At 57.1% G+C, this 23,249-nt stretch carries 21 protein-coding genes; 6 read left to right on the top strand and 15 right to left on the bottom strand.

The window, feature by feature from the left end; translation table 11 throughout:
* Positions 1–415, top strand: a 415-nt coding sequence (locus tag HQL52_01515) for a nitroreductase family protein (GenBank protein MBF0368107.1), incomplete at its 5' end; no start/stop codon positions are given.
* Positions 416–641: 226 nt separating this feature from the next.
* On the opposite strand, the gene HQL52_01510 is transcribed toward HQL52_01515, so the two are convergent.
* Both HQL52_01510 and HQL52_01505 read right to left on the bottom strand, forming a co-directional pair.
* A complete protein-coding gene (locus HQL52_01510) occupies positions 642–1,136 on the bottom strand; it encodes a Crp/Fnr family transcriptional regulator (GenBank protein ID MBF0368106.1) in 495 nt (164 codons plus the stop codon).
* Positions 1,126–1,509 (bottom strand): hypothetical protein, encoded by a 384-nt coding sequence (locus tag HQL52_01505; protein MBF0368105.1) that lies wholly within the window; start codon positions 1,507–1,509, stop codon positions 1,126–1,128. The genes HQL52_01510 and HQL52_01505 overlap by 11 nt, the downstream gene beginning before the upstream one ends.
* A gap of 265 nt (positions 1,510–1,774) precedes the next feature.
* Here HQL52_01505 and HQL52_01500 point away from each other — a divergent pair, with 265 nt between their 5' ends.
* Positions 1,775–3,484 (top strand): EAL domain-containing protein, encoded by a 1,710-nt coding sequence (locus tag HQL52_01500; GenBank protein MBF0368104.1) that lies wholly within the window; start codon positions 1,775–1,777, stop codon positions 3,482–3,484.
* 119 nt (positions 3,485–3,603) lie between these two features.
* Here HQL52_01500 and HQL52_01495 read toward each other — a convergent pair whose 3' ends face one another.
* Positions 3,604–5,370, bottom strand: a complete 1,767-nt coding sequence (locus HQL52_01495) for an EAL domain-containing protein (GenBank protein ID MBF0368103.1) — start codon at positions 5,368–5,370, stop codon at positions 3,604–3,606.
* Between the two features lie 434 nt (positions 5,371–5,804).
* Positions 5,805–6,629, bottom strand: a complete 825-nt coding sequence (gene phnD, locus HQL52_01490; GenBank protein MBF0368102.1) for a phosphate/phosphite/phosphonate ABC transporter substrate-binding protein — start codon at positions 6,627–6,629, stop codon at positions 5,805–5,807.
* Between the two features lie 547 nt (positions 6,630–7,176).
* Here phnD and HQL52_01485 point away from each other — a divergent pair.
* The 4 genes from HQL52_01485 to nrfD all read left to right on the top strand — a co-directional run bounded on the left by HQL52_01485 (position 7,177) and on the right by nrfD (position 11,759).
* Positions 7,177–8,754 (top strand): response regulator, encoded by a 1,578-nt coding sequence (locus tag HQL52_01485; protein ID MBF0368101.1) that lies wholly within the window; start codon positions 7,177–7,179, stop codon positions 8,752–8,754.
* 122 nt (positions 8,755–8,876) lie between these two features.
* Complete coding sequence (locus tag HQL52_01480) at positions 8,877–9,455, top strand: hypothetical protein (GenBank protein ID MBF0368100.1); 579 nt, start codon at positions 8,877–8,879, stop codon at positions 9,453–9,455.
* Positions 9,445–10,500: a 4Fe-4S dicluster domain-containing protein gene (locus HQL52_01475; GenBank protein MBF0368099.1), complete on the top strand. Its 1,056-nt coding sequence runs from the start codon at positions 9,445–9,447 to the stop codon at positions 10,498–10,500. Before HQL52_01480 ends, HQL52_01475 begins: the two co-directional genes overlap by 11 nt.
* Positions 10,497–11,759, top strand: a complete 1,263-nt coding sequence (nrfD, locus tag HQL52_01470; GenBank protein ID MBF0368098.1) for a polysulfide reductase NrfD — start codon at positions 10,497–10,499, stop codon at positions 11,757–11,759. The genes HQL52_01475 and nrfD overlap by 4 nt, the downstream gene beginning before the upstream one ends.
* Here the strand turns inward: nrfD and HQL52_01465 are convergent.
* The 11 genes from HQL52_01465 to HQL52_01415 form a co-directional block, all read right to left on the bottom strand.
* Positions 11,734–13,932, bottom strand: a complete 2,199-nt coding sequence (locus HQL52_01465; GenBank protein MBF0368097.1) for a hypothetical protein — start codon at positions 13,930–13,932, stop codon at positions 11,734–11,736. The genes nrfD and HQL52_01465 overlap by 26 nt on opposite strands.
* 303 nt (positions 13,933–14,235) lie before the next feature.
* Positions 14,236–15,264: a methyltransferase domain-containing protein gene (locus HQL52_01460; protein ID MBF0368096.1), complete on the bottom strand. Its 1,029-nt coding sequence runs from the start codon at positions 15,262–15,264 to the stop codon at positions 14,236–14,238.
* Positions 15,265–15,404: 140 nt separating this feature from the next.
* On the bottom strand, positions 15,405–17,288 hold the full coding sequence (gene asnB, locus HQL52_01455; GenBank protein ID MBF0368095.1) for an asparagine synthase (glutamine-hydrolyzing): 1,884 nt from the start codon (positions 17,286–17,288) through the stop codon (positions 15,405–15,407).
* Positions 17,289–17,292: 4 nt separating this feature from the next.
* Positions 17,293–18,060, bottom strand: a complete 768-nt coding sequence (locus tag HQL52_01450) for a NeuD/PglB/VioB family sugar acetyltransferase (GenBank protein MBF0368094.1) — start codon at positions 18,058–18,060, stop codon at positions 17,293–17,295.
* Entirely contained in the window at positions 18,042–19,004 is a 963-nt protein-coding gene (locus HQL52_01445; GenBank protein MBF0368093.1) for a glycosyltransferase family 2 protein, read from the bottom strand. Before HQL52_01445 ends, HQL52_01450 begins: the two co-directional genes overlap by 19 nt.
* A 45-nt stretch (positions 19,005–19,049) precedes the next feature.
* Positions 19,050–20,183 (bottom strand): DegT/DnrJ/EryC1/StrS family aminotransferase, encoded by a 1,134-nt coding sequence (locus HQL52_01440; GenBank protein MBF0368092.1) that lies wholly within the window; start codon positions 20,181–20,183, stop codon positions 19,050–19,052.
* A 93-nt stretch (positions 20,184–20,276) separates the two neighbouring features.
* The gene (locus tag HQL52_01435) at positions 20,277–21,254 is read right to left on the bottom strand and encodes an NAD-dependent epimerase/dehydratase family protein (protein ID MBF0368091.1); all 978 of its coding nucleotides are present in this window, start codon (positions 21,252–21,254) and stop codon (positions 20,277–20,279) included.
* A 227-nt stretch (positions 21,255–21,481) separates the two neighbouring features.
* Complete coding sequence (locus HQL52_01430; GenBank protein ID MBF0368090.1) at positions 21,482–21,880, bottom strand: 6-carboxytetrahydropterin synthase; 399 nt, start codon at positions 21,878–21,880, stop codon at positions 21,482–21,484.
* Between the two features lie 151 nt (positions 21,881–22,031).
* On the bottom strand, positions 22,032–22,697 hold the full coding sequence (locus HQL52_01425; GenBank protein MBF0368089.1) for a bifunctional precorrin-2 dehydrogenase/sirohydrochlorin ferrochelatase: 666 nt from the start codon (positions 22,695–22,697) through the stop codon (positions 22,032–22,034).
* 11 nt (positions 22,698–22,708) lie between these two features.
* Positions 22,709–23,077: a hypothetical protein gene (locus HQL52_01420; protein ID MBF0368088.1), complete on the bottom strand. Its 369-nt coding sequence runs from the start codon at positions 23,075–23,077 to the stop codon at positions 22,709–22,711.
* 11 nt (positions 23,078–23,088) lie between these two features.
* Positions 23,089–23,249 (bottom strand): hypothetical protein (locus tag HQL52_01415; GenBank protein ID MBF0368087.1); only part of this gene is annotated, 161 nt, incomplete at its 5' end.

Here is a 23,249-nt window from a genome sequence, read left to right as displayed (position 1 = left end):
AGTTATCTGTCCACCTGCCGCAAACAAGGCGTTTCCGCTTCCGAAGCCCTGCAATTGCTGTTTGAAGGTCAGCGGCCCTCCTTCATGCAGTCTAACGAAGCTGAATAGTTACCAGGATTTTATGGTACCGGCCATCGGACACTATTATCGGGATAAAGAGGGGGTGCAGCGGGATGAGGCCATGCGCTCCTGCGGCATCGCCGCCCAAACCCTGATGCTGGGAGCCCGGGCCATGGGCTATGACTCCTGCCCCATGGATGGCTTTGATTTTAAAGCGGTCAGTGAGCTGATCGGACTACCGGAAGACCATGTGGTGACGATGTTCGTAGCCATCGGCAAGCCCCTGGAGCCTGCCCGCCCCAGAGGGGGGCAATTACCCCTGGGAGAGGTCGTCATTGAGGATCGATTTGCCTGAGGGGGAATCAACCGGGGACCCGTGCTTCACTCCTCCTTGAAGAGGATTCCATGCCGGAAACAGCCCCCCCCGGGAGTGCTCCCTGGGAGAGAAAAACAATTCCGGAGAAAAAAATACTTCCAGTAACGCAAACACCCTCTCCCGGACAAAGTGGCTGGGAGGAAGGTGGGATCATGCCTGGGGGGGGGCTCCACAAAGCTTCCCCCCAAAGCCCCCAGAGCGGGGATCAACTGGGCAGTGAATCCATCAACTCACCGCTCGCCTTGCGCAACCGCTGACTCATCAACTTGCTGATCTTCAGCAGCAGGCAACCCCAGGCCTTGGGATCGTTGTCGGCCATCTTTTCGAATTTATCCTTGGAGAGCACGAACATCACCGAATCCTGGGCGGTGATGGCAGTGGCGGAGCGGGGTTCACCGTCGATCAGGGCCATCTCACCCAGGGTCCGATCCTTGCCGATGGTGGCCAGCACCCGATTTTCGTGTTCGGAATCCTCTTTCAGAACAGCCACCTCCCCTTTTTTAATCAAACCCATAAAGAGGTTGCGGTCTCCCTGTTTGAAGATGGTCGTCCCCTTGAGGACGTTGTAGAGGGTCATATATTTACTGATGACCTGAATATCCCGCCATTGCAGGTCATTGGACCAACGGGTTTCGTCCAGAAGCTCAGCCTTGCGGCTGGGGGACAGTTTGACCATCTGGAAACGTGTACTAGGCGCCATGGTTCTCCACCTCTCCCATCTCCTGCTGGTGTCGTCTCATCAAGTTTTCTTCTCTGACCAAAAAATCCAATTTACGCTTTCGTGACCATAAAATCACCCCTGCCACGACCTGTATCAGAATCAACCCGCCAAAAATCAGCAGAGGGAGAGAGTCACCCGCTTTAATCCCCCCGGTCACGTTCATGACCATCACGGGTGATAAAAACAGCAGATTGACCAGATTGAGGAGCAGGGCCACCATCCCCGGGGTAAACCCGGCTCCACCAGCCAAAGCTGCAAAAAGCGCCGGTATGACCACCAGATATCCCCCCAGGATAGGCACGAAGATCAATATGATGGCCAGGATCAAGGCCGTCACGCCCAAAACTTTCATGCCCTCCTGCCGATCCAGAGGTTCCTGCCCCCTGAAACGAACACCCCTGCCAATCCTCTCAAACCGTCTCTCCTGGCCAATTTTGCCAAAAACCCGGTGCCATTTCTGCCGGTTTCCGATTTCCTCCTGTCATCATATCCGCTTTTTAACCTACAATGAAAGCGTTTCACCACATCCCCGCCAGGACAGCCCACTCGCTGAAATGGCTATTTATGGATGAAACCTGGGATTCGTAAAAGATTTTTTTTGTCAGGATCAAAAAGGCATGACCCAACAATCAAGCAACCAGCCCCCTTCGGAAACCGCGAAAAATCAGGATGATTTCCGTGAGCTGACCCAAACCTTGCAGGAAGGCATTCTCATTCATCGGGATGGCGTCATTCTCTATGCCAACCCTGCGGCCCGAAAAATCATCGATGCCCCTGACCAGGAGTCCCCCCTGGACAATAATCTTTTCGAACTCCTCCATCCAGATTCCCGGGAAAAATTCATCCAGGCCTCCCACGACATCATCTCCGGGGAAAAGCAATGGGCCGCCTCGGAAATCCGCCTGGAAAAGCCGGATGGTAACATCGTCGAGATGGAAACCTCTTCCGGCCCCACCCCCTTCCAGGGACAATTGGCCCTCTTCACCGTGATGCGGGATATTTCCCAACGCAAACGCCAGGAAGAGCGGATTCATCACCAAGCCAACTACGATAATCTTACAGGACTGCCCAACCGCACCCTGTTTTATGACCGTCTCACCCAGGAGACCGTCCGCGCCAACCGTCAAAACTCCCGGGTCGCCTTGATGTTTATCGACCTGGACCGCTTCAAATGGGTCAACGACACCCTGGGACATGCGGCTGGAGACCAACTACTCAAAGATGTCTCCGAACGACTGCTCAGCGTCCTGCGCAAATCCGATACCGTCGCCCGACTGGGTGGGGATGAATTTACCGCCATTCTGCCGGATATGGCCAAGGGGCCCTTCGCCGAAAGGGTCGCCGGCGAAATTCTCAAACAGCTCGCCACCCCCTTCATACTCGAAGGCCAGGAGGTGTTCATCTCCGGATCGGTGGGGGTGACGGTCTATCCGGATGATGCGGACGATGTGGATGGTTTGCTACGCAATGCCGACAGCGCCATGTATCGCGCCAAACACGATGGCCGTAACGCCTTCCGCTTTTTCACCCCCGACATGCACACCGAAGCCCAGGAGCGCATGGAGCTGGAGAAAGATCTCCACCGGGCCATGGAACGCAACCAACTGGTCATCCGCTATCAACCCATCATCCAGCTGGAAACCGGCAAGGTGGTCGGAGCGGAAAGCTTCCTCCGCTGGAACCATCCCACCAAAGGATGGGTCTCCCCCAGCGCCTTCATCCCCCTGGCCGAAGAGATCGGCCTGATCAGCCAATTTACCGAATGGATGTTGCAAACCGCCTGCACCCAGGCTCAGACTTGGCGCAAACAGTTCGATTTCGACGACTTTTTCATCACCGTCAACCTTTCCTGCACCCGCTGCCGAGAGCTTTCCACCGACGACAAAATACCGGGCATTCTCCGGGAAACCGGCCTGCCCCCCACGGCACTGGTGTTGGAAATCACCGAAAACATTCTCATGGAGGATGAAGAGCGGGCCATGTCCATGTTGAACCACCTGACCCATCTGGGGGTCAATCTCTGGCTCGACGACTTCGGCACCGGCTATTCCTCTTTAAGCATTCTGAAGCAGCTGCCGGTCAACGGCATCAAAATCGACCGGGCCTTTGTCCCAGACGTGCTCACCGATCCGGAAACAGTCGTGCTGGTGGAAGCCATCGTCTCCCTGGCCCATAGCCTGAAACGCCAGGTGATTGGTGAAGGGGTGGAGAGTGCCGAGCAGGCGCAATTTCTCAAAGATCGAGGCTGCCTGATGGGCCAGGGTTACTATTTTGGACGACCCATGTGTAGTGTGGACTTTGAAAAGATGTTGGCCAAGAAGTTCTGAGCCCCATTCATCAACCCAGGGTTCCCGGGTGTTAAAGCTCTTTTGGTGAGAAAAAAAGATCGGCCATTCCACATATCCTGCTCCGTGGATCAAACCGAAAAACGGGGCAGCGGCATGGATTAATTGGCAGCAGGGTGTGGTAAAACAGGAGACAGAGGGGGGGCCTCAGGATCAACACCCTCCTGTATCAGCAGAGAGCCCATTTTGAGAGCGGGCAGGGGCTGATGAAAATAGAATCCCTGAAACTTGGAACACCCCTCCTCTTCAAGCCTGGCCACCTGTTCTTTTGTTTCCACCCCTTCGGTCACCACTGTCAGGCCCAGACGCTGACCCAGGGCAATGATGGCGGGAACAATCACCGAACCACCCATTTCACGGTCCAGCTGCTGAATGAAGGAGCGGTCGATCTTGAGGGTCTGAATCGGAAAGCGCTGCAATACCCCGAGGGCGGAAAAACCGGTACCAAAATCATCCACCGCCATACGCACCCCCAAATCCCGAAGCCCCTGCATGGTGGCCACCGCCTGCTCCACATCCCCCATCATGATCCCTTCCGAAACCTCCAGCTCCAGGCGCTCCGGCGGGAAACCGCTCTCTTTGAGAATCCGCGCAACAGAGCCTAAAAGATTATCCTTCTCCCCAAATTGACGGGGGGAAAGATTGACCGCCAGCCAGCGGAGGGTGTGACCGGCTTCAAGCCATGCCTGGCCCTGGTGACAGACGGTTTTCAGCACCCACTCCCCCAAAGGCACGATCAGACCGGTCTCTTCGGCCAGGGGAATAAAGTCGCTGGGAGGAATCAGCCCCTCCTCAGGATGGTCCCAACGCAGCAGGGCCTCCACCCCGACGATCCGGTTGCTGACGGTATCCACCTGGGGCTGGTAGTAAACTTTAAATTCGGAGTGCTCCAGGGCGTGACGCAGAGCCTCTTCACGGGAGACACGAGCCAACGCCTGGGCGTGCATTTCGGGGGTAAAAAAGCGAAAGGTGTTGCGTCCGGCATCTTTGGCCCGATACATGGCGCTGTCGGCATTTTTCAGAAGTTCCGACATGTCGGTGCCATCATCTGGAAAAACGGTGATACCGATGGAGCCGGAAACAAAGGCCTCCTGGCACCCCACGTCAAAGCCCAAGCTCAGTTGATAGAGCATTTTAGCGGCCAGGGACTCCACATGTTCCACCCGATCCAGCTCAGGCAGGATAACGGTAAATTCATCCCCTCCCAATCGGGAGACGGTGTCGGATTTGCGCACACAACTGGACAGCCTGTGGGCAGCTTCCTGCAGCAGTCGATCCCCAGCCTCGTGGCCCATGGTGTCGTTGACCAGCTTAAAGCGGTCCAGATCGAGAAACATCAGGACCACTTTTTTGTGGTTACGGGAGGCCAGGCTCATGGATTGGCGGAGGCGATCCTGAAAAAGGGTCCGGTTGGGAAGCCGGGTCAGGGGGTCTATTTCGGCTTGGGCCTTCAGCCGCAACTCCAGCTGCCGCCGCTCCAGAATGCGCCGGATCCGCTGTTTAAGCACCGCCCAATGGATGGGTTTGGTGATAAACTCTTCCGCCCCCACCGAAAAAGCCCGATCCACGGAGGCGTCATCATCCATGGCGGTGACCATGATCACCGGGACGCCTTCAAGGCCGGGGATGGCTTTCATATTTTCGCAGGCCTGAAAACCATCCAACACCGGCATGTCAGCATCCAGCAGGACCAGATCGTGAGCACCAGCTTGAAACTGCTGGACCGCTTCCTGACCATCGGAGGCTGCAGTGATGCGGTAACCATATTTTTTCAGGAATCGACCCAAAAGCAGACGCATGTCAGGGTCGTCATCGGCCATCAGGATCCGGGCAGACTGGTAGTTCAGGGGATCATGAAGCGGTTCCATCCGATCACCCCCGAGCCAAGCTGGACTTTTCCAGCCACAGGCAAAAGGCCAAGCCCCTGCTGAAATCTTCCCCGGCAAGACAAATCACCCTCGGGTGGGGTGATGGATTTAGCGTGAAAGTCACTCCCCCGCTATTTTGGCCAGAGGTAAAAAAAATTCCTGCCTTGGCCAAACATGTCAGCAAATTTTCACCCATAAAAGAATCAGACCCTCAACTTCTTGTTTTCGTTCCCAAGCCGCCCCATTTGAACCAAAACAGGATAGCCTGGAATCCCCCTCTCCTCAGCCAGTTCCAGCATCCACAAAGCCAAGCCCTCAGTCCGAACCCCACACGATACCGTTTATTCGGCCCAGGGTTCAAGCCTGATATTTCCTCCTCCCAGGCCAATCCCGTCATCACTCTTTCGAAAACAATTTAGACAGGTTCCACACCCCTACGGCCAAATCCCGGCTTCGGAGAGAACATGCAAAATTTCACGCAGGGGATCAAAATCGCTCCCCTCTCCTGGAACCAATGCAGAGACTGAAGGTTTGATGGCATGCAAGATCGCCTGCCCTGATTCGGAGTGGTGGAGTTGGTAAAGATTTTTTTGTAAAGCGGCGATATCCCCTTGGGGAAAGTGGTCATTGGCGACAATCACATGTTCCGAAATATGGGGTGACCAAGCGAGAGCCTTAAGCCCCCGATCGCGATATTTGTAAAAAACCCCCTCCTTGACCGCGCCCCCATCAAAAAACCCCATCAGCACCCCCAGGGCCACATTTTCATGATTGCTCAGATGGCCATACTCTGCCAACCGATCTTCGCTCACGCCAGCTTTCAGCAGCATATAGCGGGGCACCAGGTGGCTCATGGTGGAATTGGGATCCCCAAAGGCCATTTTTTTCCCAGCCAGATCTGCCAATTTTTCCAGACTGCTCTTCTGCCGGGCAAAAATCACCCCCCGAAAGGTGGGGCTACCGTTCACCTCCAGCCGCGCCAAAATCGGTAGATCAGCCCTCTTTTCAGCGGTCTGGACATAGAGCATCGGCCCCAGATAAGCCAGGTCAAAATCCCCTTGGCCGATAGCGCGTATGTGATCCTTATAATCCGGAGAGATTCGGATTCGTACCGGTTTTTCCAAAACGGTGGCGATGTGGTTGGCCAGTGGCGTAAATTTTTCGATCAGTTTGGAGGCGCCCAGGTAGGGATGAATGCGCAGAACAAGCGCCTCATTGCCATACCCTGGAGAGGCCAGCAGGCACGCTGCAACGACCAATAACCATGCATATCGTCTTGGGCTGTTCATTATAAAGAGTGGCAAATCAATCAAAGGTGTCCCTATTTATTCGATAGATCCGAAGGAGTGAAGCCCGTTTACTCCCCCCAAAACGACAAATATAAACATCCGGTTATTTTTTAGCATCCCAAAAAGCGCCCCGGCTACTTAAAAAAAAAATTTATCCTGGGAAAGAAAAGAAAAAAATTTGCAAAAAAAAGCCTCCCACCACGACAGCTTGTTCCCTTTGCCTCCGAAATGTATCAAAATGTCTTCAGATGAGGATTCATTGACAAACATTCAGACTGATCAATCAAATGACTCTTTGCGGAATAAACTCTATTTGCTCTACTGAATGAAAACCAGCTGACAAGCGACCCCTTTTCCTCACCCTCCGGACAGTTTTTTACCCGTACCCAGGAAAAGGCAGAGGCTGCAAAATTATTTCAAAGAACGGCGTGTGGTAAAATATAATCATCCAGACACTTCTCCATAGGCAAAGCCTCAATCAACCGCAATCCATCAATAAAACAAACCAGAGTATCCCATGGGTGCCAGAACTGATCACATTTTGGTCGTAGACGACGATCCGGATGTCCGCAAACTCCTGAAAAAGGCTCTCACCAAAGGGGGCTACCGCATTAGTTCCGTGGGCCGAGGCCGAGATATGACCAAGGTTTTGGAACACAAAAAGGTCGATCTGGTAATCTTGGATCTGGGTCTGCCGGACGGTGATGGTCTGGAGCTTTGTCGAAACCTTCGAGCCAACACCCTGACGCCGGTGATCATTCTCACCGCCCGCAATGAAGAGGTGGAACGGATTATCGGTTTGGAGATGGGGGCGGACGATTATGTGGTCAAGCCTTTCTCTCCCAGGGAGATCGCCGCCCGGGTCAAGACCGTCCTGCGCCGCACCCGACAAATGCCCCAATCCGAGGAGGTTTCTCCCGGCGAATTTTTTCATTTTTCCGGCTGGTCTCTGGATCGCTCCGCCCGAAAGCTCCTCTCTCCAACGGGACGGGAAGTGCTCCTCACCCATGGCGAGATGCGCCTGCTCACCACCTTTCTGACCCACCCCAATCGGGTGCTCAATCGGGAACAGCTGCTGAACCTCACCAAAAGATCAGAGTCTGAGCCCTTCGACCGCTCCATCGATATCATGGTGAGCCGCCTGCGAGGCCGACTACAGGAAAACACCAAAAAGCCCCAGATCATTCAGACCGTGCGGGGTGAGGGTTACATGCTCTCTGCCAGCGTGGAAAAACATCTCTCCCCCCTCTCCGAAAACCCACCCCCCGCCACCCTGCCCCCAGCTCCCCCCTGGCTCGGTCATCGCATTCTGGTGCTGGAGCCCAACCCTGCGGCCCGGAAGCTCCTCTGTACCATGGTGATGGATCTGGGCTGCCAGGCCACCGCCGTATCTGATGGCGAAACCTTGGAAAAGCTTGACCTTTCACTCTTTTCCCTGGCTTTGGTAAGCAGCCATTTTCCAGGGGCCGAAAACCTGGCCAATCAAAGTTCCACCCCCTTGTTGATCGGCTTGGTTGGGGATGGCCGCCGGGGCCGCAGCCGCTCTCTGGCAGCGGGTTTCGACGACGCCCTGGAAAGACCCATCCTGCCCCAACACCTTCAGGGTATTTTGACCCGATGGGTAGGGGAACTCCATAAGGACTCCCCAAGCAAAAATGACCCGGTAGACTATCCGGTGGTCAAGCAACTACGCCGAACGGGTGGGGATGGTTTTGTCCAAGCGGTGGCCCTGCTCCTGAAAAACCTGGAGGAGAGCAGCGGCTGGATGGCGGAAGGGATCAAGCGCAATAAAATCCGCCCTGCCCGGGAGAGCGCCCGGCAACTGCTGGACCCCCTCCTCACCCTGGGGGCCACGGAGTTGGCCGGAATGTGTCAGGATCTGGTGGATTCCCGCCCTGGACCCGACCCCAAAAAATGGTTTCGCAACTTTACCACCGCCCGCAAACGGCTGGAAAAAATTCTCCGGGCTGAAGTGGAAGGGGTCGCTCCCTCTGCCAATGCCAATGCCAGTGATAATCCAGCCCCTGACACCGATAATGAGCCCCCCTCCACTCCCAAGGGCACCCTCACCCCCGTCGAGGAAAGCACGCCATAGGGAACACACCCAAAAAGATCGGTTGGCCTGCTCTCGGGTGGATGCTATAACCCCTTTCCATGCAGCCGCTCCCGTTGATAATCTGCTCCTCCTTCACGATCCAGCCAAAGAGAAGGCTTCTTTTGGGTCTTGCCACCCTGCTTGGTTTATGGTTGGGCCTCCCCACCGCCCTTTTCAGCCAGGAGGTGGCTGGCATGACTGCCGGAACGCCAGCCGAGGCGACTGGCATTCAACCGGTGAAGGGGGTAGCCACCCCCCGGGCAGCCCCCCCTTTTAAACTCCACGGCCAGCCCGCCAAGGCTGACTGCGTCAACTGCCACGGCTGGCGGCCTGCCAATCCCACTCCTCGTCACCTGAACAAACCCCATCAGGCCCTTTGGGGGCACGGTGCCCCTGCCAACAAACACGGGGGGGGGCGCTTTTGGTGCTACCACTGCCACGATACCGAAGAACCCGACATCTTGAAGCTGCCAGCCGGAGCCCGCTTTGCTTTTGAAGAAGGTCATCGCACCTGTGCCCTCTGCCACCCGGCCCAAGTCAGGGATTGGCAGTTTGGCGCCCACGGCAAGCGGGTGGGCAACTGGCAGGGGCCCCGCACGATTCAACGCTGTTTCAGCTGTCACAACCCCCACCACCCAGCCTGGAAGCGCCCCCCGGATCCACCTCTTACCAAGGCTGCCCAGAGCGACCATGGCCGCTGACAATTCCACCCGAAGTCCCGAGCGAATCCCCACCCAAAAACCGGATCCCAACGATTCCCATGCCGGCGGCTCCGGGCCACCTTTGGGTCCGCTTCCAAAATCCAACGATAGCGACGCCCTACCGGACCCCGGTCGGCGCAAACTATTGGGAGGAGTGGCCGGGGTGCTGACCGCCGCTGCGACCACCACCGCCATTGCCTCCACCTCGGGGGCATCAAAAGAGGATGACGGCAGCCCCCTCATGGACTCTCTGGCCAGCCTGTTTCAGACGCACTATCGGCGCATGAGTCCAGAAGAGGTCGCCGCCGCACTGGCCCGCATCGAGCGGCGAGCCAAGCGGGAGCATGGGGTGGATATCCAATGTAAAAACACCCTCCCCCAGCCCAACGTGCGCTTTGGCTATGCCTTGAATCTCTCCAAGTGCAAAGGATTGCGTCACTGTGTGACCGCGTGTGTCGAGGAAAACAACTGCGGACGCAACGACACCCTGGAAAACATCCGGGTGGTGAAACTGGATCAGGGGGAGCGACGTCTGGATCGGGGAGAGCCCCACCACCACGGGGCAGGCGCGCCGGAACCCGGCAAATGGTATCTCCCCATCCAGTGCCAGCAGTGTGAAGATCCCGCCTGTGTGCAAGCCTGCCCGGTGGGGGCCACCTGGCAGGAGCCCGACGGCATTGTGGTGGTGGATTATGACTGGTGCATTGGCTGCCGCTATTGCGGGGTGGCCTGCCCCTATTGGGCGCGCCATTTTAACTGGAAAAAACCAGTCATCCCGCCAGAGGAGGTCACCCCCCAAACCCATTATCTGGGCAATCGACCCCGCCCATCAGGGGTGATGGAAAAGTGTACCTTTTGTATCCAGCGCACCCGCAAGGGCCAACAACCCGCCTGCCAGGAGGCCTGCCCGACGGGTGCACGGATCTTCGGCAATATTTTGGATCCCGGGAGTGAAATTCGCTGGATTCTGGCCAACAAACCGGTCTACCGCTTGAAAGAAGAGATGGGGACCGAACCCACATTTTGGTATTTTTCCGAACGATGACCCCTGCCACCCAACGAACCAAACCCGCCGAGCCAAAATCCAAGCCTGCCCCTCGGGCCTTTTTCAGGGCGATGCTGGGGCATATCCTGGAGAGCAGTACGGGGTTTCAGCTCTGGTGTGGGGGGCTTTTGGGGTTTGTCCTGCTCGGAGTGTGGGCCTATGGGCAGCAGTTTACCCTGGGGCTCCAGGTGACGGGGATGGGGGATCAGATCCTCTGGGGGCTCTATATCGGTAACTTCACCTTTTTGGTGGGGGTGGCGGCGGCTGCCGTGATCCTGCTGATTCCGGTGGTCTTTTTTCAGCGCCAGGAGATGGGTAGCGTGGTGCTTCTGGGGGAGTGTCTGGCCATTGCTGCGGTCACCATGAGCCTGCTCTTCGTCTTCGTGGATCTGGGACAACCCCTGCGCATCTGGCACGCCTTGCCCCTGATCGGCACTCTCCACTTTCCCACCTCGATTCTGGCCTGGGACATGGTGGTACTGACGGCCTATCTACTGCTGAACGCGAGTTTGGTTTTTATCCAGTTCAAGGGGCAGTATCAAGGCCGACCCTTAAGCAAAAAAAAGCTGAAGCCCTGGCTGATCGGGGCGATAGTGCTCGGCATCGCCATTCACACGGTGACCGCCTTCATGCTCTCGGGCAATCCCGCCCGCCCCTTCTGGTATAGCGCTGTGCTGGCCCCCCGCTTCATCGCTTCAGCCTTTGCCGCTGGAGGGGCGCTGATGATCCTGACCTTTCGACTGCTGGATGGAATTTCAGAGTTTACCCTCCACCACGCAGTTGAGCGCACCCTGACCGGTATCGTCGCGGTCTCCATGGTGATCAATCTGTTTCTCCTGGGCTCGGAATTTTTTATCCACTTTTACCGCCACACCGAACACGCCCTCTCCGCCCAATATCTCTATTGGGGTCTCCCCGGGGCGGATGCCTTGACCTTGCCTGTGCGCCTGGCCATCGCCGCCAATGGGCTTGCCGGATTGATCCTGATCATACGACCCTGGCGCCATCGTCGCTGGCTGTTGAACGGGGCTTGTTTACTGGCTTTGGGGGGAATCTGGACGGAAAAGGGCTTGGGGCTTGTGGTTCCCGCCTTCATCCCCACCCCTCTGGGAGAGGTGGTCGAGTATACCCCCTCCCTCATCGAGATCGAAATTTCACTGGGGATCTGGGCGTTTGGTGGGTTGCTCTTTACCCTACTCGCCCGCTTGGCGGTGGGATTGTCAGCGGGCACGCTCAGGCAGAAGCGTCGGCTGGCGTAGCCCCAAAAAGCCGCTCGATCCCGCTCAGGATGAGTATAAACATCGCCACCGCAAGCAGAGGCTCAGCCAGATAGATATAGCGCCCCACCGGCACATCGAAAAGCGCCACAATCCCGATGGAGGCGATATGGGTGGTCAGCAGAGAAATGGCCAACCAGCCGACCGCCCCCCCCAGCCATACCCCCAGCCCCACCACCACGCCCATCAGCAACCACCCCGGCACATAGCGGCTCAAGCGGGAGACGGTTTCGTTGCCATTCCAAAAGGAACCCACGGCGTGTTGGGTCCAGTCCCAGAGATGCCGGGGCAGCACGTTATGTCCCAACGTCTGGTAGAACACCTCTCTGGAAAGCCCGCTCACCTCGGAAAAACCATTGGCCAGAGGTTTCAACACCCGATACATGTTGGTGTTCAAGGCCATGATTTTCAGGGAGGGCAGGTTTTGGGCCCCAGCCTGGCGATAGGCTTCGAACTCCAGCACTCGTTTGGCGTCCTCGGTTTTTTTCAGCGCCAGTGCCTCCCGGAGATAGCGTCGATGCAGGGGATCGGGCTGGTGAGCCAGGTCTGATTCATCGGCAAACTGCAAAGCCAGGGTCGCCAACACCAGAGAAAAGACTGGCGCTACTTCGACGATCTCCTGCTCCTGGTAGCGGTGGAAGGATTGCATGGAGGCAACCGCCACAAAACAGGCCATCGCCAACGCCATCGGTCCTACATATCGGCGCCAATCCCGCCACAGACCAAAAAGCGCCATCCATCCGAAAAACACCACTCCAAAAATCCCGGCATGGCGAATCATGTATAAAATACCGCAGAGCGCCCCAGCCGCGATCAACCAGCGGGCCTGCCCCCCCCCAAAAAACAGCACCCCCACCCCAGCCAGGAGCGCCAACACACTCTGGGCCAGGGTTTCGGAAAGCAAAAAATTGATCTCCGTCATCACCAGCCCGGTCTGGCCCAAGGTGAAAGCCAACACCGTGATGAGTAGCGCAATCCCCAGGAGAGGCAAGAGGGCCAGAAGCGGCAAGAGGGGGGTGAGAAGAGTGGCGCGTGGCCTGCTTTGGAGAAGGTTCGGAGTTTCATCTGACAGAGATACCGGGCTACCCCGCTCCCCGAAGAGAGTTCTTCCCCTCTTGAGCCACCACCATAAACCGCCACTCCCCCCCAAAAAAACCAACCAAAACAGCCCATCCGGCACAATCAGGGTGTGGCGACCGGTATCGAGAATGCCAGGCGCCAGGAAGGTCATTCCCAAAAACAGAAGGGCTACCAGGGGAGGGGAATAACGTCGCATCAACAGGGCGGCCAGCAAAAGCCAGGCAAACGCCAAAATCACCTTTTGCCCCTGCACCACCCGCAGAAGTCCCTGATCCCGACCATCGGGAGCGGCCACATAAAATTTTTCGTGCACCATCCCGTCGGCATCCCCTCGCAAAGCGTCACTCCCGGAAACAGCCATGGCCAAGGCGGGAAAGACCGGAGGACGGGAGGTTTGAAAGGGGGGTGAGAGGTAACCCGGGGAGTCGTCGCCGATGATGAAGGTGTGCCAGTTGGGCAAAAGCTCCAATCCCAGGCAGAGCGCCATGGCAAGGATCAGGAGTCTCCGATAGCGCGGCCCATAAAAACCGGAAAATCGCCGGACCACCACCCAGGCGGTGAAGAGCAGAAGTCCAGCGACAAGGACATAAATCACCCCCGCTGCCAAGGTCTGCCAGAGCACCGAACGAATCAGGATCGATTTATGGGTGACCCCCAAGGTGTGGGCAAAGGGAAAAAGGGTGACATAGTGCAAAGAAGCCCCCTGCCCCCCCACAATCCACAGCTGGTTGCCATCCTGGAAATAGCCCCTGGGGGAAGCTCCTGAAACACCGCTATTTTCAGCTGCGAGGGTTTGCAGTTCGGAAAAACTTTGGACGGATTTCAGAGGGGTCCAGCCGGACCAAACACTGCCCACCGGTGGACGCTGATCCTGGCGGCTGAAACGACTCAACTCAATGGGAGAAAGGTCGATCTCCACCACCCCATTTTCCTGTTCGAGATGGGTAAAGGGCGGATCGAGCAGGGGGATCAACGCAAACTGGGGCAGCATCCGCACCCCCCCCAGCAGCACGATGGCGAACAGGGAGAAGAGAATCAGGCGCTTGAACCAGAGGGGATGTTGGGCGTCGAACATGGGGTCTCATACCAGTTCTGGTTCAATAGGTAAATCGAACAAAAAAATATTTAGCCACAGAGGGCACAGAGAACACAGAGAAAACCAAAATCGGGCCAAACTCGTGCCCGGTAGTGGTCGGAATATTCAGCTGTTGTTCATGCTTTTCCTCTGTGACCTCTGTGACCTCTGTGTTCTCTGTGGCAAATTTTTCGGTTTTGAATGAAGTTCAAACGATAACCTTAAATTCATCGTTTGAACCAGAATTTGTCTCAGACAACCATCCTTCAGAAGAGAGATACCCGTGGAAAATCCAGGATGGGATCAGTCAACCCCGAGCTTGGGCTTCACGCCACCAAAGTTCCAGGTATTTTGGTTGCGGAAATAGTAGTAGCGCTCCAACAACGCCAGCTCATCGCACCACCCTTCCAGCTGCTCCCGGGAAAAATAGGTGACCAGTGGGGCGTTAAAATGATCGAAGAGTTGCGCCACCCACGTCTTGAAGCCCAGTTTTTTGACGAAGAGCATCGCAAAATCGTAATAAAAAAGCCGCTTCGAAGCCCAGCCATTCAATCCTTCGGAAAAAGAAAAGGGGGCATAAAAAAGCCAGAAAAAAAGCCAGGTCGGCACCGCCAACATCATCGACAGGGTCACCTTGGCCCACACCGGCAGATGACGGAAAATTTTTTCCCGGGCCGGAGTGAAAAGATTGACCAAAAACCAGTTGTTTTCCAGAGAGTAGACCGAATGGCTGTAGAGCCCACCGGGTTTAAGCAGTTGAAACAGCTTTTGAAACCCCAGGTGGGGATCGGAAACGTGCTGGAGCACACCGAAGGTAAAGACCACATCGAAGCGTTCCCTATCCACCGGGGGATTGAGAATATCCCCGATGAGGGCATCCACCCCCCGCCGCTTGGCAATAAAAGCCGCCTCCCCCACATCCATGCCGATGGTCAGGGCAGCCCCGGATTTTTGCGCCATAAGCAGATTGCGGCCATAGCCACATCCTGCCTCAAAAACCAACTGGCCGGAAAATGCCTGCATCTCGATGGGGTGGAGATATTCCGCTGTCTGCTTTTCCTCAAACTCCTCCCCCAGCCCCCCCACTTGATCAAAAAGCCCCCACTGCTCGGCAAAGTTGACCCCGGTAAATTGCTCCTCTTCGGTTGGATCCGCCAGCAAAATCGGCACGCCAAAGCGCACTGGATAGCGATGCCCCCCCTCGGTGGAGAGAAGTTCCCCATCGACAACAGGCTCCCCATCCTGATTCGCCAAAACCAGACGGCTGCCATTACGCGGACAGCGGATATAGTCCAAAAGTGCCCGATTCATAGACGGACTGGTAGCCACCATGGATCTTCCCCCTCAATCAAGTGTAAGACTCGGCCAATTTATGCACAAATCACTCCAAAACCCCAGCGACGCCAAAAGCGGGAGAGTCCTGAAAATAGCCATCCACCCTCCCCCCGGACCCTACACCCGGACCCTCTCCCCTACCCCGAGATACCAAACCGCTCCATCCAGGCGTTCAGGACAATCAGGTTCCAAAGCTTGAAGGTGTTTTCCTGCCGCCCCTCCCGATGCGCCTGCAACAGGTTGGCGACCATCGTGGGATCCATCAAGCCATGCCCCTGGACGGTTTCGGGGGAGAGATAGTGATCAGCCAGTTCAGCCAATGGTCCATTCAACCAGCGGCCCAAGGGCAGGTGGGTTCCCCGTTTGCGGCGGTGGAGGGTGTCGTGGGGCAGTCGGTGGTTTAAAAACCGCTTCATAAGCCCCTTCAATTTCCAGCCCTGAAAAAGCATATGGGGGGGCAAATTCAGCGCCTTTTGTACCAGACGATGGTCGAGAAAGGGTAAACGCAGCTCCACACTATGGGCCATGGAGACGTTATCCACCCAGGGAAGCATGGGACCGAGCCACGCCTTGAGGTCGGCCCGAAGCAGGGTATTGATGATCTCGGGATCCCCCCCGATCTCCCCAAAAGCCCGATCATAAAGCGCTGCCGGGTGAGCCGGAATGGTGGGGTCCAGCAGTTGGGTCAGCTCATCGGTGGAAAAGATATGGCGCCAGTAACCGTGGGCTTGGGAGGGAGAGTCGTAGGGGCAGCGGGTGAATTGCTTGAGCATATAATCGAGGGAAACCCGACCCATCTGGGCTGGCATCAGGGAAACCCCGCCCGTGACACTCTTTTGCAGCCACCCCGGCAGCCGCCGCCACACCTTGAAGAGAGTATCCGCCTGATAGGTGCGATAACCGGCAAACAGCTCATCCCCACCGCTGCCATTGAGCGCCACCTTGAACCCTGCCTCACCAATCATGCGATTGACGTGATAGTAGATGATCTGGGCGGTGTTGCCCTGGAGCGAGGAGGAGTGATCGATGAGATTTTCAAAATGGTCCGCCACCGCCTCCCCGGTCAGGTGGGCCGTCTGCCAGGGAATGCCCATCTGCCGGGCAAAGGCTCCGGAGTCCGCCGCTTCGTCAAAATCCCGGTCGCCAAAACCGATGGAAAAGGCCTGCAACGGCGCATCCAGTTCTTGCGCCAGGAGATAACCGATGGCCGAAGAATCAAGCCCGGAAGAGAGCATCACCGACACCGGCACATCCGAGACCAGACGCTGACGCACCGAATCCCGCAGCAGGGCATAGCACGCTTCAGCCGCTTCATCACGATTACCGGGCACGGGATCCCCATCCGGGGCGTTGAGATCCCAATAGCGCGTCAGTTGCAGCGCCCCACCAGCCGATATTTTGGCATAGTGCCCCTCCGGCAACAGGGAGACCCCTTCCAGAGCGGTATGGGGGCCGGCAATATAGCTGTGGGTCAAAAATTCGCCGATGGATGAACGACACACCCGGCGATAGCGGGAAGCGTGAAGCGGCAGGGTGGCCATCTCCGAGCCGAACACCAGCTCTCCCCCCTCCAAGCCATAATAGATCTGCTTTTTGCCCAGACGATCCCGAGCCAGGAAAAGCTCTTTGCTGCGCCGATCATAGATCGCCAGCCCCCACATGCCGATCATGCGATCCAGCACCCCGGCCCCCCACACCCCATACCCCTCCAGCACCACTTCGGTATCGCAATCGGTGCGAAAAGCACGGCCCAGGCTCTGAAGCTCGGCCCGAATCTGACGAAAGTTGTAGCACTCGCCGTTGAAGACGATCACCAGATGACCGTCGGCGCTGGTCATGGGCTGCCGACCCTGTTCCAGATCAAGGATGGAGAGACGGCGCATGGCCAACCCCACCCCCCCCTCCAGAAACAGCCCAGCATCGTCAGGCCCCCGATGGATCTGGGCGCGATTGAGCCGGTCCAGCTCCTCCCGCTCTACCGGCCTGCCGTCAAACCTCACGATGCCGACAATGCCGCACATGGGATCAACCGGAAGTATTCAAGTAAAAAGTGGAAACCGAAGAAACATCAGAAGAAGATGGCTCAGGGGAAGAAATATCGGAAGAGGATGGCTCAGAAGATGAGGCACCACCAACAGAAGCCCCAGAGGATCGCTCCTGGATAGGCCGAGCCGGAACCCCAACCACCACCTGAGCGGGCAATACATCCCGGGTCACCACCGCCCCGGCCCCCACCACCGCCCCGGCCCCAATCACGCGATCCGGCAAGAGAGTGGCGTTGGTATAGAGAGTCGCTCCCCGCGCCATGCGGACTCTACCAGCGGTGGTCACCCCGGGGCCGATATTGACGAAATCCCCCACTACGTTGTCGTGCTCCACCACGGCCCCGGCATGGATGATGACATGATCGCCGATCACCGCCCCATCCTCCACCACCACTCCGGCGTTGATGACACACCCCACCCCTACCGTAACGGTTGAAGCGAGAATAGCCCGGGGGTGGATGGCGTTGCCGAAGCGATAGCCCCGAGCCTGCATCCGAGCCACGATCTGCTGTTTTTGATCCAGATTGGCTATGGCGGTGATGAGTTGCAGATTGGGAGCGGCTGGCAGACTATCCAGCATCGAAAGCCCCCCCAGGACAGTGACGCCCCGTATTTGGCTGCCATGGATGTCGGGATTGTCGAAGGTATCCAGCAGCCCCAACACCTGACGATCCCCCAGCAGGGAGAGGGTGTTGAGAATATAGCGGGCCTGGGCACCGGCACCCAGGATCAGGACTCTTTTTGCCACGGCTCCGTTTCCTCAACGATGACCCGATCGTAAAGATTCAGGATGCGGCCATGCCTGATCTGCCGGGAAATGCGGGAAAATTGATCGGAAAGGATGGCGAGGACAAAAAACAGAAAGGCCACCAGCCACAGCAGTGGCGGCACGCTCCCCAAAGAAGCAAAGAGAATCAAATTGCGGATGCTAAACAGAAGTGCCACCAGACCAAATCCCAACACCACCGGCATCAACACCCGCAACGGATCAAAAAAGACCACCGTGCGCAAAATAGTGATGAAATAGTTATAGGTGTCCCGAATGGGATGAAAGCTCGAAGGCCCCTTGCGGACGTTATAGTCGATGGCGACAAACTCGACCCGGTGGCGATCAGTCAAAAAAGCCAGGGTCATGGTGGACATGATGGAGTGGCCCGGGGGATAGAGATAGGCGTAGTGGAGGGCCAGCTCCCGATCATAAACCCTGAGCCCGGAGTTAAGATCCGGAATGCGATAGCCCGCCATGATGGAAGCGAGCCATTTGAGCAGCCCCTTCATCATGATTCTGAGCCAACGCCAATCGGTGGCACTCTCCCGCACCCGGGCACCGATCACCATGTCGGCCTGTTCCATCTGCTTGAGCATCTCCGGCACCCGCTCCACCGGATAGGTGCCATCGGCATCGGTCTGCAAAATCCACCTTCCCCGCGCCCGGCGAATACCGGTCAAGCGGGCGATCCCTCCTCCCAGATTGCGCTGGTGCCTGATAATGCGCACATCGGGAATATCCCGGATGGTCTCCAGGCAACCATCACTGGAGCCATCGTCAATGAGGATAAATTCGTAGCTGTAGGGCAGGCTTGCCATCATCACCTGCAACTCCAGAAGCGTCTCCCGAAGCGCCGATTTTTCGTTAAAAACCGGAATGCAGACACTGACATCCAGTGGATCGGAAGGGGTGGTTTCGGTCATGGCCCGGGATACCTCACAGTTTGAATCCTGCGCACAGTTTGGTTCTCAATGGTGGCCATAATGGCTCCGAACAATCTCTACCACATAAGCGGCCTCGGCATCGGTCATTTCTGGAAAAATCGGCAGAGAGAGTACCCGGCTACACAGACGCCGGGTCTCCTCCACCCGGGTGGCTTGCACAGGCAGGTCCAAGATCCGGGTCATCGGCTCATCACTCAGGGGCCGGGGATAGTGGATCATCGATTGGATCCTGGCTTTGGCCAAAGCTGCTTTCAAGGCATCCCGATCATCTACCTGAAGGACAAATTTATGCCAGTTATGGCTGGAACCGGGGCGGATGGCGGGCAGGGTCACCCCCTTCAGCCCTTTGAGCCCATCCAGATAGAGCCCTGCCAATTCGTTGCGCCGGTGGTTCCAGGCTTCCAGGTGGCCCAGCTTATAGGAAAGCATTCCCGCCATCTGGCTGGAAAGCTGGCTGTTGTAGCCCGGCATTTCGTACGCACGGGTGGAAGGCTCTCGACCGTGATAGCGCAGCTGCCGGATGATCCGGGCTATTTCGCTGTTGTCGGTCACCACGGCCCCCGCACTGGAAAAAGAGCCGATCACCTTGGTCGGGTCAAAACTCAAGCAGCTCACATCCCCCATGCTGCCAGCAGGCCGCCCGTTGTCTCCCGCCCCCAACGCCTGAGCGGCATCTTCAATCAACGCCAGGTGATGCTTGCGGGCAAAGGCTTCGACCCGCTCCATGTCCAAAGTTTGTCCATAGAGATGCACCGCCAAAATCGCCCGGGTTTTCGGCGTGACCAGGCTTTCCAGGAGATCCAGATTCATCATGCCGTAGGCGGGATCCACATCCACAAAGCGGGGACGCGCGCCCACCCGCAGAATGGGGGAGAGGGAGGCAATAAAAGAGAGCCCCGTCACCAGCACCTCATCCCCCGGACCGATGCCACACGCCATCAAGGCAAAGCCCAAGGCATCGGTACAAGACCCCACCGCAATCCCCTCCCGGCGGTCACACAGGCGGGCCACATCTGTTTCAAACTGCCCTACTTCCGGCCCCTGCAACACCCGGCCTCCCGAGAGCACCCGTTCGGTAATCCCGAGAAACGCCTCCCGATGTTGCTGAAACTGTCGATCCAGGGCGTTAAAGGGAATCTGCATGGGGGTGTCGGTCATGGGGTGAGGATGTGGTCGGGATGATTGAACAGGTTGGGTACCAACCATGAGGTGAGGGTATCTTGGCTCTGGAACGAATCATCAATAGCCCGATCACCAGACACCGCGCTGCCTCTGATCCTGCAGATAGGCGTGATATTGGGCGAGCCCCTCTTCCAGATCCACCTGGGGGTTGAAACCGATTTCGCTTTTGGCCAGAGAGACATCCAATCCCCCCCGCACCGGCATGCGTGGATCCGCCGGAGCCTCGATCACCTCAGTGCCCGGCACCAGCTTGGCGACGATCTGGGCGGCGTCATAAATGGTTCGCCCCCGCCCCCGGGTGATGTTATAGGCTTTGCCAGCAGCCTTTTCGTGGAGTGCGGCGCTGGCAATGCCTGCGGCGCTATCCCCCACAAAGGTAAAGTCCAGGGCATGCCCCCTTCCCTTTACGATCAGCGGCTTGCCGGTCAGGGCGTTCTCCAGAAAAATACCCAGCACCCGACGGTTGTTATCCGTAGGACCATAAACCGCAGAGGGGCGGATCACCGTGCTTTGCAAACCAAACAGACGGCTGAAGGCCCGGATCATCAACTCTCCGGAAAGCTTCATGGAGCCGTAGACCTCTTTGGGATCCTTGGCATCGTCCTCTTGCACCGGTCGGTTGGGAAAATCACCGTAGACCATGCTGGAGGAGACATACACCAAGCGATCCAGCTGGGGCAGATCCCGGGCGATGTGCAGTAGATTCAGGGTGCCCATGACGATGGACTGCACCGCTTCCTCCGGGTGATCCACCGCCAGATTGGCCAAAGGCATGGCTGCCAGATGGATGATGCGGTTGGGCTTGAAATCCATGATCGCCCGGCGCATGCAGTCCTGATTTTCGGTGCTACCCCGATAAACTTTGACATCGTTTTCCACCGTGGCCAAACGATTCATCAGGTTGTCCAGGTGGATTTTATCCAGGGGAAAGACGTAGTTCAGAAAAGAGTCGTAGAGGGCTACTTCGTGGCCCAGATCCAATAGATGACGGCTGACGGCGCAACCAACAAACCCGGCACCCCCGGTGATGAAGACCTTGTCGCTCATGGATTGCCCTTAAATGGCTCCGGATGCCCGCACCGGGATTCCCCTGACGGGGATTGGAAGTTGTGAATAAACCCTCAATATATTTCAACTTCGACAGCATAGTCCCCTGCCCCAGCCGCGTCAATCGGCTGCCCTGGAAAAAAGCCCCCTTCCGGCAAATCGACAGCCCATCAAAAAAAAATGCGGGGGAATGGAACAGGCTTCGATCAGATGAACAATCCGGTGGGTCAACGATAGGTGGCGGAGCAGCAGTCAGACTCCCAAACCGTTACCTCGACCACGGGATAGCCAAAGGTGGTCACCTGGGTGTGGATCCATCGGGCGAGGGTTTCGGCGGTGGGATTATCGGTCAAGGCCCGCACCCGCTCCTCCCGTCCTTCCAGAAGAGGGAGCAGAGGATCGTCGGCCCGCAGAAGCAGGGTGTGGTCGATCTCCTCATCGATCCACCCCTTGACCTTCTGTTTGACCTCCTTGAAATCAAACAAAATACCCCGATTATCCAGGCTATCCCCCTGGAGCACTACCCGGGCTTTGCCGTTGTGGCCGTGGAGATGTTTGCACTTGCCATCATAATCCAAAAGACGATGGCCATAGCAAAAGTCGATGGTGAGGGAAACTTCGAACATATCGTTATCGTGGTGCTATTCTGACAAGAAAAACCCCACCGTGGGGAATCCTCTTGAGATGATTGATAAAAAACAGGGAAAAGCTGCTAGTAAGGATGGATGGCGGCAGTCGCAACCCACCTCCCGGCCCATTTCCCTGGCACTTCCCAATTCACTGCCCTGATTCTTCCCGACTGACTTCCTTGGCCTGGTCGAGTCGAGCGGCAAACCAGCTGCTGTTGTCTGGGGCGTCCACCCTCTCTTCATCATCAAGGGCCAAAGCGGTCTCCCGCCAAAAGCGGTGCCGGACCCGATCCACCGGCAAGCTCTCCTTGACCCGTGCCCGTTCAGCTCCAAACAGATCAGCCACCGCCCCCCATCCCCCTTCCAGCCAGCGGTCGATGCGCTCTTTGAGCAGACGCGACAGAGATGGACTCAATCCCCCGGAAGAGACTGCCACCGACACCTTGCCCCGCCGCACCACGGCTGGCACCAGCAGGGAGCTTGATCGGGGATCATCAGCAGAGTTGCACAGCAGCCCTTGCTCCCGACATGCTGCGGCGATGATTTGATTTAACCCTGCATCCCCGGTGGCGGCAAACACCAATACCGGACGAGGTGCACGGGTCAGGCGGGCCAGGGAATAAAAACCGGCTTCATGTTGGATCTCCCCCATGGCCACCCCCTCCGCCACCCCGGGATCGAGGTGAGGAGCCACCACCGTGATATGGGCTTTGGCAGGTACCAGCCCCGTCAACTTGCGCCTGGCTACCCGACCACCGCCAAACATCAGAACCGGTTGGTCCTCCAGAATCAATTCCGCCATATATCCGGTCACGGCTTCACCATTTAAAATCCGGAAAAGATGTCTGCCAGGGCCTGCTGCCGAGGGTTCATCTGTTCATAGAGGTGGATATAACTATTGATAGCATGCTTTTCCATCGCCAAACGATGCTGGGTATGACGCAGATGTTGTATGGCCTGCTCCACTGAATTTCCAGGCTGGTCCTGTACTTGGGCCGGAAGATGGTTTATCGCCTGAGACCAATCAAGCATCCCCTTGGCAAAGGTGTTCCAGACGCCGATTTGCATCTCATCCATCATGAGGCGTTTAAAGAGAACCCCCAACTGCCTCTTCAAGCGTGCGTCATCAGCCACATCAAACCCCAACCCCATCAACCCCGGGGCATGCATGGCCGCATGGTCCATCCTCCCCATGCCGCGCCCCTTCATCTTGCCACAACCGCCCCCCATCGCGCCTGGGCCAGACATTTTTTTGCCACAACCGCCAGATCCACCAGCCATCTTGCCACAACCACCAGATCCACCAGCCATCTTGCCGCAACCGCCGGATCCACCAGCCATCTTGCAACAGCCACCAGATCCACCA

The sequence above is a fragment of the Magnetococcales bacterium genome, from assembly GCA_015232395.1.
Classification (GTDB): Bacteria; Pseudomonadota; Magnetococcia; order Magnetococcales; family JADFZT01; genus JADFZT01.
This window is presented reverse-complemented; position numbering and strand designations above follow the sequence as displayed.